The sequence below is a fragment of the Streptomyces sp. NPDC005784 genome (assembly GCF_042871525.1).
GTDB lineage: Bacteria > Actinomycetota > Actinomycetes > Streptomycetales > Streptomycetaceae > Streptomyces.
In genome coordinates this window covers 1-11,775 of sequence record NZ_JBIAIQ010000010.1, presented here as the reverse complement: position 1 = coordinate 11,775, position 11,775 = coordinate 1, and the positions used below count along the sequence as shown (strand labels likewise).

Sequence of the window (11,775 nt, the reverse complement as noted above, 5' to 3'; positions counted from 1 at the left end):
TCGTGCCGGGGCGACCGTCTACTTGTCGTCCGTTGACGTCCACGGACGACCGAGGCCGCCCGAAGTCCGTACGAGGTCGCCCGAATTGACCGGCTCCCCGGGTAACGCGTGCCACCCGTCCACGGGTTCAGGCGTCGCGCCCCGTCCCAGCCTAATCACCATGACTGTCCGCAGGGCAGGCCTGTCCACCTCGCCGCGGCAGCCCGTTACGGCACACCCTGCCCAGAAGTGGGGTACGCGCGCTCACTATTGACCCCGAAAGCGGACAAACAACGGCACCGGGAAGGCCACTTGCCTCATGGCCGCCTGCCCGAGGGCTACTTGCCTCCCGTGAACGGACCTTGAGGCGAGCAGACAAAAGGGCAGACAAAAGGGCCGCCACGGAAACCTCTCCGCGTCGGCCCCTCGGTTCCCGACGGCCCGCGATTCCCGTCGGCCCGCACGGCTCGGTCGGCAGACCCTCGTCCGACCGGCCGCGGACCACCGGCTACTCAGTCGGCGGACCACCGGCCACCTTGTCGGCGGACGACCGGCTACTCCGTCGGCAGGCCGCCCGGCTACTCCGTCGGCAGGCCGCCCGCCTGCGGCGCCGGCTCCAGATCGAACTCGCCGTCCCGGGCACCCAGCACGAAGGCACGCCACTCCGCCTCCGTGTACCGGAGGACCGTCCCCGGGTCGAGCGACGACCGCATGGCCACCGCGCCCCCGGGCAGATACGCGATCTCGACCCGCTCCTCGTGTTCCTCCGTGCCCGGCGCGCTCTGCCATTCGACGCCCGAGATGTCGAGGGCGTAGAGCTCGTCCTTCTCCCGCTCCTTGCGCGCCTTGACGTCCTTGTCCGCTTCCTCGGCCATGTTCCGCCGGCCCCTTCCCCACGTACGAATGACCCTGCCGTCACCCTAGTGGCCTGGTCCGCGGCTTCCGGGAAGGTTCGAAGACCCGGACAGACGGATCCGGCCAGGCTGGTACCCTGTGAAACGGCCGTTTGTGTACGCACCCCCGGAGCGCTGCTCTGGAGGCCGCGCCCAGCGGATCCCCGCCTCCCGAGTTACGGAAGCTCCCCTGAGAAGTGGACCAGGGGCACTCGGTGGCAGACATCAGACTACGAGGAGTACGCGTGCCGCTCGACGCCGCTACGAAGAAGCAGATCATCACCGAGTTCGGTCAGAAGGAGGGCGACACCGGCTCCCCCGAGGTCCAGGTTGCGATGCTCTCGCGCCGGATCTCGGACCTGACCGAGCACCTCAAGGCCCACAAGCACGACCACCACTCCCGTCGTGGTCTTCTGATCCTGGTCGGCCAGCGTCGCCGTCTGCTGCAGTACCTGGCCAAGAAGGACATCCAGCGCTTCCGTGCGCTGGTCGAGCGCCTGGGCATCCGTCGCGGTGCGGCGGGCGCCAAGTAAGACGCCGTGAAGGGAGCGGTTCCCACTTCTTGGGAGCCGCTCCCTTTGCTGTATGTGCTGCCGCACGTGCTCTCTACGTGCGGAGTGTCACCGACGCTTTGTAGTGTGGTAGCACAACGCAATACGCAGGAAACCGCACGTACGAACACAGCGTGACGGCGCCCTACCCGCCGGGTAGGGCATGTCACGACAACGAACGAGGAGAAGCGCGCCTCGCCGCCGCCGGTCCTCGGTAGTGGCCCCCGGGCGAAAGAGCCCCGGGTGCTTCGATCGAAGACCGGCCCGCACCAGAAGGAGCGCTTCTCCGGTACCGTCCCCCTGCCACACGGGCAGGACGGGACGAAGACGAGGAGAAAACGCTAGTGGAGAACGAGACCCACTACGCCGAGGCCGTTATCGACAACGGTTCCTTCGGCACCCGCACCATCCGCTTCGAGACGGGCCGGCTGGCCAGGCAGGCCGCCGGCTCCGCCGTCGCGTACCTGGACGACGACACCATGGTGCTGTCGGCCACCACTGCCTCCAAGAAGCCCAAGGACCAGCTCGACTTCTTCCCCCTGACGGTGGACGTCGAGGAGCGGATGTATGCCGCGGGCAAGATCCCCGGCAGCTTCTTCCGCCGTGAGGGCCGTCCCTCCGAGGACGCCATCCTCACCTGTCGTCTGATCGACCGCCCGCTGCGTCCGTCCTTCAAGAAGGGCCTTCGCAACGAGATCCAGGTCGTCGCCACGATCATGGCGCTCAACCCCGACCACCTGTACGACGTCGTGGCGATCAACGCCGCCTCCGCGTCCACGCAGCTGGCCGGTCTGCCCTTCTCCGGCCCGGTCGGCGGCGTCCGCGTCGCGCTGATCAACGGCCAGTGGGTCGCGTTCCCGACGCACACCGAGCTCGAGGACGCCGTCTTCGACATGGTCGTCGCCGGTCGCGTCCTCGAGGACGGCGACGTCGCGATCATGATGGTCGAGGCCGAGGCCACCGACAAGACGATCCAGCTGGTCCAGGGTGGCGCCGAGGCGCCGACCGAGGAGGTAGTGGCCGCCGGCCTCGACGCCGCGAAGCCGTTCATCAAGGTCCTGTGCAAGGCGCAGTCGGACCTCGCCGCGAAGGCCGCCAAGCCGACCGGCGAGTTCCCGATCTTCCTGGACTACCAGGACGACGTCTTCGAGGCCCTCACCGCCGCGGTCAAGAGCGAGCTCGCCCAGGCGCTCACCATCGCCGGCAAGCAGGACCGCGAGGCCGAGCTGGACCGCGTCAAGGAGATCGCCGCCGAGAAGCTGCTCCCGCAGTTCGAGGGTCGCGAGAAGGAGATCTCCGCCGCGTACCGCGCGCTGACCAAGAAGCTGGTCCGCGAGCGTGTCATCAAGGACAAGATCCGCATCGACGGCCGCGGCGTCACGGACATCCGTACGCTGGCCGCCGAGGTCGAGGCCATCCCGCGCGTGCACGGCTCGGCGCTGTTCGAGCGTGGCGAGACCCAGATCCTGGGCGTCACCACCCTGAACATGCTCCGTATGGAGCAGCAGCTGGACACCCTCTCCCCGGTGACCCGCAAGCGCTACATGCACAACTACAACTTCCCGCCGTACTCCGTCGGTGAGACGGGCCGCGTCGGCTCCCCGAAGCGCCGCGAGATCGGCCACGGCGCGCTCGCCGAGCGCGCGATCGTGCCGGTCCTGCCGACCCGCGAGGAGTTCCCCTACGCGATCCGTCAGGTGTCCGAGGCCCTCGGCTCCAACGGCTCGACGTCCATGGGCTCGGTCTGCGCCTCCACCATGTCGCTGCTCAACGCCGGTGTGCCGCTGAAGGCCGCCGTCGCGGGTATCGCCATGGGTCTGATCTCCCAGGAGATCGACGGCCAGACGCACTACGTCGCCCTCACCGACATCCTCGGGGCGGAGGACGCCTTCGGTGACATGGACTTCAAGGTCGCCGGCACCAAGGAGTTCGTGACCGCCCTCCAGCTCGACACCAAGCTGGACGGCATCCCCGCCTCCGTCCTGGCCGCGGCCCTCAAGCAGGCCCGCGACGCCCGCCTCCACATCCTCGACGTGATGATGGAAGCGATCGACACGCCGGACGAGATGTCCCCGAACGCCCCGCGGATCATCACCGTCAAGATCCCCGTGGACAAGATCGGTGAGGTCATCGGCCCCAAGGGCAAGATGATCAACCAGATCCAGGAGGACACCGGCGCCGACATCACGATCGAGGACGACGGCACCATCTACATCGGTGCCCAGCAGGGCTCGCAGGCCGAGGCCGCCCGCGCCACGATCAACGCGATCGCCAACCCGACCATGCCGGAGGTCGGCGAGCGCTACCTGGGCACCGTCGTGAAGACGACGACCTTCGGTGCGTTCGTGTCGCTGCTCCCGGGCAAGGACGGACTGCTGCACATCTCGCAGATCCGCAAGCTCGCCGGCGGCAAGCGCGTGGAGAACGTCGAGGACGTCCTGGCCGTGGGCTCCAAGGTCCAGGTCGAGATCGCCGAGATCGACTCCCGCGGCAAGCTCTCCCTGATCCCCGTGGTCGAGGGCGAAGGCGACGATGAGAAGAAGGACGACACCGACCAGTGACGTCGAGTAGCTCCACGACGGCGGCCCGCACCTCTTCGGAGGCGCGGGCCGTTGCCCGTACCCAAACCCTCATCAAGGGAGCGAACGGCATCGGTACGGTCCGCAAGACCACCCTGCCCGGCGGCCTGCGCATCGTCACCGAGACGCTCCCCTCCGTGCGCTCCGCCACGTTCGGCATCTGGGCGCACGTGGGCTCCCGCGACGAGACGCCGACCCTGAACGGCGCGACGCACTACCTGGAGCACCTGCTCTTCAAGGGCACGAACCGCAGGTCCGCCCTGGACATCTCCTCGGCGATCGACGCGGTCGGCGGCGAGATGAACGCGTTCACGGCCAAGGAGTACACGTGCTACTACGCGCGCGTGCTCGACACCGACCTGCCGCTCGCGATCGACGTCGTCTGCGACATGCTGACCGGCTCGCTGATCCGCGAGGACGACGTCAACGTCGAGCGCGGCGCGATCCTCGAAGAGATCGCGATGACCGAGGACGACCCGGGCGACTGCGTGCACGACCTGTTCGCGCACACCATGCTCGGCGACACCCCCCTCGGCCGCCCGGTCCTCGGCACGGTCAACACGGTCAACGCCCTCACCGCTGACCGCATCCGCCGCTTCTACAAGAAGCACTACGACCCGACGCACCTCGTCGTGGCCTGCGCGGGCAACGTCGACCACAACAAGGTCGTACGCCAGGTCCGCGCCGCCTTCGAGAAGGCCGGCGCCTTCAAGAACGCCGAGGCGGCCCCCATCGCCCCGCGCGACGGCCGGCGCAGCATCCGTACCGCGGGCCGCGTCGAACTGCTCGGCCGCAAGACCGAGCAGGCCCATGTCGTCCTCGGCATGCCGGGTCTGGCCCGCACCGACGAGCGCCGCTGGGCGCTCGGCGTGCTGAACACCGCCCTCGGCGGCGGCATGTCCTCGCGCCTGTTCCAGGAGGTCCGGGAGAAGCGCGGCCTGGCCTACAGCGTGTACTCGTACACCTCGGGCTTCGCCGACTGCGGCCTCTTCGGCGTCTACGCGGGCTGCCGCCCGAGCCAGGTCCACGACGTCCTCAAGCTCTGCCGCGACGAACTGGACCAGGTGGCCGAGCACGGCCTCTCGGACGACGAGATCGGCCGCGCCATCGGCCAGCTCCAGGGCTCCACGGTCCTCGGCCTGGAGGACACCGGCGCGCTGATGAACCGGATCGGCAAGAGCGAGCTGTGCTGGGGCGAGCAGATGTCGGTCGACGACATGCTCGCCCGGATAGCGTCGGTCACCCCGGACGAGGTCCGCTCCATCGCCCGGGACGTCCTGGGACAGCGGCCCTCGCTCGCGGTCATCGGCCCGGTCAAGGACAAGCAGGCGTCCCGACTGCACGACGCGGTCGCGTAGATCCCGTCTCGAATCCCGTCTCGGTAAGGAACGAAGCAATGAGCAAGCTGCGCGTGGCGGTCCTCGGTGCCAAGGGCCGGATCGGAGCCGAGGCGGTACGAGCCGTCGAGGCCGCCGAGGACATGGAGCTGGTGGCCGCGCTGGGCCGCGGCGACAAGCTGGAGACGCTCGTCGACGCGGGTACCCAGGTCGTGGTCGAGCTGACCACTCCGGCCTCGGTGATGGGCAACCTCGACTTCTGCGTCCGGCACGGCATCCACGCCGTGGTCGGGACGACCGGCTGGACCGAGGAGCGCCTCTCGCAGCTCGGCACCTCGCTGGCCGCGTCCCCGGAGACCGGCGTGCTCATCGCGCCCAACTTCTCCATCGGGGCCGTGCTGACGATGAAGTTCGCCGAGATCGCCGCGCCGTACTTCGAGTCCGTCGAGGTCGTCGAGCTGCACCACCCGAACAAGGTGGACGCCCCCAGTGGCACCGCCACGCGCACCGCTCAGCTCATCGCCGCTGCCCGCGAGCGCGCGGGCAGCGCCCCGCAGCCCGATGCCACGGTGACCGCCCTGGACGGCGCCCGCGGCGCCGACGTCGACGGCGTCCCGGTGCACGCGGTCCGGCTGCGCGGCCTCCTCGCCCACCAGGAGGTCCTGCTGGGCGGCGAGGGAGAGACGCTGACCATCCGCCACGACTCCCTCCACCACAGCAGCTTCATGCCGGGCATCCTGCTCGGCGCCCGCCGCGTGGTGACCACCCCGGGCCTCACCTTCGGCCTGGAACACTTCCTGGACCTCGGCTGAGCCGGGGAACGTACAACAGTTAGCCGGCAGACATGCGCGCGAAGATCACCTATGCCATCACGGCCGCCGTCCTGGTCGTCTATTTCGTCCTGGTCGGCAGCCGGGGTGTGCTGCTCATCCAGAACGGCACCCTGATCACCGTCACCTTCGGTGTCGCGGTGCTCATCCTGCCGGTCATCGGCGTCTGGTTCCTCTGGATGAACACGCAGTTCGTCCGGAAGGCCAACCGGCTCTCCGCCGTGCTCGACGCCGAGGGCGGACTGCCCGTCGACGAGCTGAGGCGCACCGAGGGCGGACGCATCGACCGTGACTCGGCCGACGAGGTCTTCGCCCGCCGCAAGGCCGAGACCGAGGACGCCCCGGACGACTGGCGCAACTGGTTTCGCCTGGCTGTCGCCTACCACGACGCCCGGGACACCCCGCGTGCCCGCAAGGCCATGCAGCGGGCCATCGCCCTGCACGAGGGACGGACGCTGGAAGCCTGATCAGGTCGTACGACGATGGGGCCGGCCCGCACAGCGCGGACCGGCCCCATCGTCGTACAACAGCGCCTCAGAGCCGCCGGTACTCTTCGGCCCACACCTCGACGACGTCCGTCGCGCGGTCGAAGGCCTCGGTACGCGCCAGGAAGTCGGCGTTGTGCGTGGTCATCAGCGGCGGAACGTCTCCGGGCGCGCGGCCCCCGCGTACGAGCATCAGGGCCTGGCCCTGAACCGTGCGCGGCAGCCCCAGCCAGCGCACCGGCTGCTGCACCGTGCGCACCGCCACGACCTGCTCCCACGGAGTCGTGTGCGTGACGAAGAAGCCCACCCGGCGCAGCCCCCGGGCGCTGACCCACACCCCCATGCGCAGCAGCCGGAGCGCGCACAGTATGACCACCGTGGCGCCCGCCATACAGGCCGCGGCGCCGGGCAGCGTCCCGGCGACGGCGATTATCACGGCCGCGACGAGCACGTACGAGGCGAGCAGCAGGACGAGCGCGGCCGCGCCCACCCGCCAGGGGCCGGGCCGGTAGGGGCGCCGCCAGCGGTCGCGGTCGTCGAAGGGCAGCGCGACATTCTCCGCCGCCTCGTCAAAGGCGCGGTCCGCCGTCAGAAAGGGCAGGGGCACGACTGATCCTCACTCAATCCACGCATGGGCTGTGCCCGGTGAGGTTATCGAGCCGGTTGCCGGCTCACCACCCTTGGGGGTCCGGAAGAGTCAGCGGCCGTCCGACGCCTCGGAACGCTGTGTATGCGCAGGTGACCGATCCTGTGACAGGGCGGGCATTCCGAGGATCAGGGACCCGGCGATCCCGGCGATCACGGTGAGGCCGATGAGCCACCGGCCGGCTATCTCCCCGGCGGAGGACCGCTCGCGGGGCGGGGGAGTGACATTGCTGCGGAACTGGTCGGCTTCGGCGGTGAAGGCGAACGGGACGGGCTCGCGCCGACGGAACATGGGAGGTGCTTCTCCTCTGGGGGTCGCGCGGATGCGGTGATCCGATGACAAGTGACTCGAACTGCTCGAACGTGTCAGTCTCACTCATACAGACGGCCGAATGCCCCAAGAGGTGCCCAGAATCACCGAATTCGCAGAAGTTCGGTGCCTAATGTCGCGGCACGGTACCGAACGCCCCGTTGTCAGTGCCGGGCCGTAGAGTGGTCGCCGCCCGAGCCAGCGATGGGAAGGACCCTCAGCACGTGACCGACACCCCAGCCGACGACCTCAAGCCCAGCTTCCGCAGCGATGTCACGGTCGAGCTGATCAAGCACACGGCCTCCGACGCCGACGTGCTGTTCGCCGCCCGTGTCTCCACCGCCGGGGAGCAGTCGCTGGAAGAGCTGCAGAAGGACCCGGAGCGCTCCAAGGGCCTGATCAACTACCTGATGCGGGACCGGCACGGCAGCCCCTTCGAGCACAACTCGATGACCTTCTTCATCAGCGCCCCGATCTTCGTCTTCCGCGAGTTCATGAGGCATCGCGTGGGCTGGTCGTACAACGAGGAATCGGGCCGCTACCGGGAGCTGGAGCCGGTCTTCTACGTGCCGGACGCCTCCCGCAAGCTGGTCCAGGAGGGCCGCCCCGGCAAGTACGTCTTCGTCGAGGGCACCCAGGCGCAGCAGGAGCTCACGGGCCGCGTCATGGAGGACTCCTACCGCCAGGCCTACGCGGCCTACCAGGAGATGCTCGCCGCCGGTGTGGCCCGCGAGGTCGCCCGCGCCGTTCTCCCGGTCGGCCTCTTCTCCTCGATGTACGCCACGTGCAACGCCCGTTCCCTGATGCACTTCCTCGGTCTGCGTACCCAGCACGAGCTCGCCAAGGTCCCCTCCTTCCCCCAGCGGGAGATCGAGATGGTCGGCGAGAAGATGGAGGCGGAGTGGGCCGGGCTCATGCCGCTCACACACGCGGCCTACAACGCCAACGGGCGCGTGGCGCCGTAACACGCCTCCGCGCACCGGTCCGGCACAGATGTACGGGTCAGCCGAGCGAAGTGTCCGTATTGCGGCATTTCGCGAAGTTCATCTAGCCTGATCAAACGGACCCGGCACTGCTTGAACCCCCGAGCAGGCAGTGCCGGGTTCCACCTTTGTCATGCTTTGTCGTCTCACCCGAGGGCAGACCACGCGTTGAGCAGCGAGTAGCGTGTTACCCATGGCTCCGACCTCCACTCCGCAGACCCCCTTCGGGCGGGTCCTCACCGCCATGGTCACGCCCTTCACGGCGGACGGCGGGCTCGACCTCGACGGCGCTCAGCGGCTCGCCACCCACTTGGTGGACGCAGGCAACGACGGCCTGATCATCAACGGCACCACCGGTGAGTCCCCGACCACCAGCGACGCGGAGAAATCGGATCTCGTACGCGCCGTGCTGGAGGCGGTGGGCGACCGCGCCCACATCGTCGCCGGCGTCGGCACGAACGACACCCGCCACAGCATCGAGCTGGCCCGCGACGCCGAGAAGACCGGCGCGCACGGCCTGCTCGTCGTGACGCCGTACTACAACAAGCCCCCGCAAGAGGGCCTGTACCGGCACTTCTCGGCCATCGCCGACGCGACCGAACTGCCGGTCATGCTCTACGACATCCCCGGCCGCAGCGGCGTCCCGATCAACACCGAAACTCTGGTGCGGCTCGCCGAGCACCCGCGTATCGTCGCGAACAAGGACGCCAAGGGAGACCTCGGCCGGGCCAGCTGGGCCATCGCCCGCTCCGGCCTCGCCTGGTACTCCGGCGACGACATGCTGAACCTGCCGCTGCTCTCGGTCGGCGCGGTGGGCTTCGTCTCCGTAGTCGGCCACGTCGTCACCCCGGAACTGCGCGCGATGCTCGACGCGTACCTCTCGGGCGACGTCCAGAAGGCCACCGAGATCCACCAGAAGCTGCTCCCCGTCTTCACCGGCATGTTCCGCACCCAGGGCGTCATGACGACCAAGGCCGCGCTCGCCCTCCAGGGCCTGCCCGCCGGTCCGCTGCGCGCCCCGATGGTCGAACTGTCGCCCGAGGAGACCACCCAGCTCAAGATCGATCTTGGCGCCGGCGGGGTAGAGCTCTAGCCACAGACTTCACAACTGAATACGCACGACCCGCGGACCATCGGTCTGCACCCCACACACACACAACAGCTACTGCACGAACGTCATGCGCGCCACGTGCCTTGCCAGGTACGTGGCGCGCGTGGTGAGGAGAGTCTTTTGAGTCATCCGCATCCTGAACTCGGCGCACCGCCGGTCCTCCCGAAGGGCGGCCTCCGGGTCACCCCGCTCGGCGGTCTCGGCGAAATCGGCCGGAACATGACGGTCTTCGAGTACGGAGGCCGTCTGCTGATCGTCGACTGCGGAGTGCTCTTCCCCGAGGAGGAGCAGCCCGGAATCGACCTGATCCTGCCGGACTTCACGTCCATCAGGGACCGCCTCGACGACATCGAGGGCATCGTGCTCACGCACGGCCACGAGGACCACATCGGCGGCGTCCCGTTCCTCCTGCGCGAGAAGCCGGACATCCCGCTGATCGGCTCCAAGCTGACCCTCGCGCTCATCGAGGCGAAGCTCCAGGAGCACCGCATCCGGCCCTACACGCTCGAAGTGGCCGAGGGCCACCGCGAGCGCATCGGTCCCTTCGACTGCGAGTTCGTCGCGGTCAACCACTCCATCCCGGACGCCCTCGCGGTCGCCATCCGCACCCCAGCGGGCATGGTCGTCCACACCGGCGACTTCAAGATGGACCAGCTCCCGCTGGACGGCCGCCTCACGGACCTGCACGCGTTCGCCCGCCTGAGCGAGGAGGGCATCGACCTCCTTCTCTCGGACTCCACGAACGCCGAGGTCCCGGGGTTCGTCCCGCCCGAGCGCGACATCGCGAACGTGCTGCGCCAGGTCTTCGCCGGCGCCAGCAAGCGGATCATCGTGGCGAGCTTCGCCAGCCACGTCCACCGCATTCAGCAGATCCTCGACACCGCCCACGAGTACGGCCGCAGGGTCGCCTTCGTCGGCCGCTCGATGGTCCGCAACATGGGCATCGCACGGGACCTCGGCTATCTGAAGATCCCGCCGGGCCTGGTGGTCGACGTCAAGACGCTCGACGACCTTCCGGACCACGAGATCGTCCTTGTCTGTACGGGCTCCCAGGGTGAGCCGATGGCCGCGCTCTCCCGGATGGCGAACCGCGACCACCAGATCCGGATCGTCCAGGGCGACACGGTGATCCTGGCGTCGTCGCTGATCCCGGGCAACGAGAACGCGGTCTACCGCGTCATCAACGGCCTGACCCGCTGGGGCGCGAACGTCGTCCACAAGGGCAACGCCAAGGTGCACGTCTCCGGCCACGCCTCCGCGGGCGAGCTGCTGTACTTCTACAACATCTGCAAGCCGCGCAACCTGATGCCGGTCCACGGCGAATGGCGCCACCTGCGGGCCAACGCCGAGCTCGGCGCCCTGACCGGCGTCCCGCACGACCGCATCGTGATCGCCGAGGACGGCGTCGTCGTCGACCTGATCGAGGGCAAGGCGAAGATCTCCGGCAAGGTCCAGGCGGGGTACGTCTACGTCGACGGACTCTCGGTCGGTGACGTCGGTGAGCCCGCGCTCAAGGACCGCAAGATCCTCGGCGACGAGGGCATCATCTCGGTCTTCGTGGTGATGGACGCCAGCACCGGCAAGCTCACGGCCGGCCCGCACGTGCAGGCACGCGGTTCCGGCATCGACGACTCGGTCTTCGTCGATGTCATCCCGAAGATCAGGGAAGTCCTGGAACGGTCGGCCCAGGACGGTGTGGTCGAGCCTCACCAGCTGCAGCAACTCATCCGCCGCACGCTGGGCAAGTGGGTGTCCGACACCTACCGTCGGCGCCCGATGATCCTCCCGGTCGTCGTCGAGGTCTGACCCCCGGCAAAGCCCCAACCTGGAGCGGAGCACCTCGATTTGCGTCGTGGCGCTCCGCTCCAGTACGTTTGCGTCTCCGCCTGAACGGGAACCCGGAAGCTTCGTGCTCCGGAACCAGTTCCCGAAGGGGGCGGAAATTCCGACTCAGAGAATCTGATAAAGTCGGAGCCGCTGGAAAGGGAAACGCGAAAGCGGATTACCTGGAAAGCGCCGAGGAAATCGGGCCCGAAAGGACCTGGTAGAGTCGGACTCGCCGGAAAGGGAAA

The 11,775-nt window shown here is 68.5% G+C and carries 11 protein-coding genes; 8 read left to right on the top strand and 3 right to left on the bottom strand.

From position 1 onward, the window contains the following. Positions 1-557: 557 nt before the first annotated feature. Positions 558-854: a DUF397 domain-containing protein gene (locus tag ACFYR3_RS18235; RefSeq protein ID WP_355842097.1), complete on the bottom strand. Its 297-nt coding sequence runs from the start codon at positions 852-854 to the stop codon at positions 558-560. Between the two features lie 263 nt (positions 855-1,117). On the opposite strand from ACFYR3_RS18235, the gene rpsO reads away from it, so the two are divergent. The 5 genes from rpsO to ACFYR3_RS18210 all read left to right on the top strand — a co-directional run bounded on the left by rpsO (position 1,118) and on the right by ACFYR3_RS18210 (position 6,636). Continuing rightward, positions 1,118-1,405: a 30S ribosomal protein S15 gene (gene rpsO, locus ACFYR3_RS18230; protein ID WP_355842094.1), complete on the top strand. Its 288-nt coding sequence runs from the start codon at positions 1,118-1,120 to the stop codon at positions 1,403-1,405. Between the two features lie 362 nt (positions 1,406-1,767). Next, entirely contained in the window at positions 1,768-3,984 is a 2,217-nt protein-coding gene (locus ACFYR3_RS18225) for a polyribonucleotide nucleotidyltransferase (protein WP_356781829.1), read from the top strand. Next, the gene (locus tag ACFYR3_RS18220; protein ID WP_355842089.1) at positions 3,981-5,360 is read left to right on the top strand and encodes a pitrilysin family protein; all 1,380 of its coding nucleotides are present in this window, start codon (positions 3,981-3,983) and stop codon (positions 5,358-5,360) included. The genes ACFYR3_RS18225 and ACFYR3_RS18220 overlap by 4 nt, the downstream gene beginning before the upstream one ends. Positions 5,361-5,398: 38 nt before the next feature. After that, a complete protein-coding gene (gene dapB, locus ACFYR3_RS18215; protein WP_355842086.1) occupies positions 5,399-6,151 on the top strand; it encodes a 4-hydroxy-tetrahydrodipicolinate reductase in 753 nt (250 codons plus the stop codon). 32 nt (positions 6,152-6,183) lie between these two features. Then, the gene (locus ACFYR3_RS18210) at positions 6,184-6,636 is read left to right on the top strand and encodes a hypothetical protein (RefSeq protein ID WP_355842083.1); all 453 of its coding nucleotides are present in this window, start codon (positions 6,184-6,186) and stop codon (positions 6,634-6,636) included. Positions 6,637-6,703: 67 nt separating this feature from the next. Here the strand turns inward: ACFYR3_RS18210 and ACFYR3_RS18205 are convergent, their stop codons facing one another. Both ACFYR3_RS18205 and ACFYR3_RS18200 read right to left on the bottom strand, forming a co-directional pair. Next, positions 6,704-7,261, bottom strand: coding sequence for a hypothetical protein (locus ACFYR3_RS18205; protein WP_389283827.1), 558 nt, complete (start codon positions 7,259-7,261; stop codon positions 6,704-6,706). Between the two features lie 90 nt (positions 7,262-7,351). Continuing rightward, complete coding sequence (locus tag ACFYR3_RS18200; RefSeq protein ID WP_355842078.1) at positions 7,352-7,591, bottom strand: hypothetical protein; 240 nt, start codon at positions 7,589-7,591, stop codon at positions 7,352-7,354. A 242-nt stretch (positions 7,592-7,833) separates the two neighbouring features. On the opposite strand from ACFYR3_RS18200, the gene thyX reads away from it, so the two are divergent. The 3 genes from thyX (at position 7,834) to ACFYR3_RS18185 (ending at position 11,509) form a co-directional block, all read left to right on the top strand. Further along, complete coding sequence (thyX, locus tag ACFYR3_RS18195) at positions 7,834-8,574, top strand: FAD-dependent thymidylate synthase (RefSeq protein WP_355842076.1); 741 nt, start codon at positions 7,834-7,836, stop codon at positions 8,572-8,574. Positions 8,575-8,785: 211 nt separating this feature from the next. Then, positions 8,786-9,685 (top strand): 4-hydroxy-tetrahydrodipicolinate synthase, encoded by a 900-nt coding sequence (dapA, locus tag ACFYR3_RS18190; protein WP_355842073.1) that lies wholly within the window; start codon positions 8,786-8,788, stop codon positions 9,683-9,685. Between the two features lie 138 nt (positions 9,686-9,823). Beyond that, positions 9,824-11,509: a ribonuclease J gene (locus ACFYR3_RS18185; protein ID WP_389283824.1), complete on the top strand. Its 1,686-nt coding sequence runs from the start codon at positions 9,824-9,826 to the stop codon at positions 11,507-11,509. Positions 11,510-11,775 lie beyond the last annotated feature (266 nt).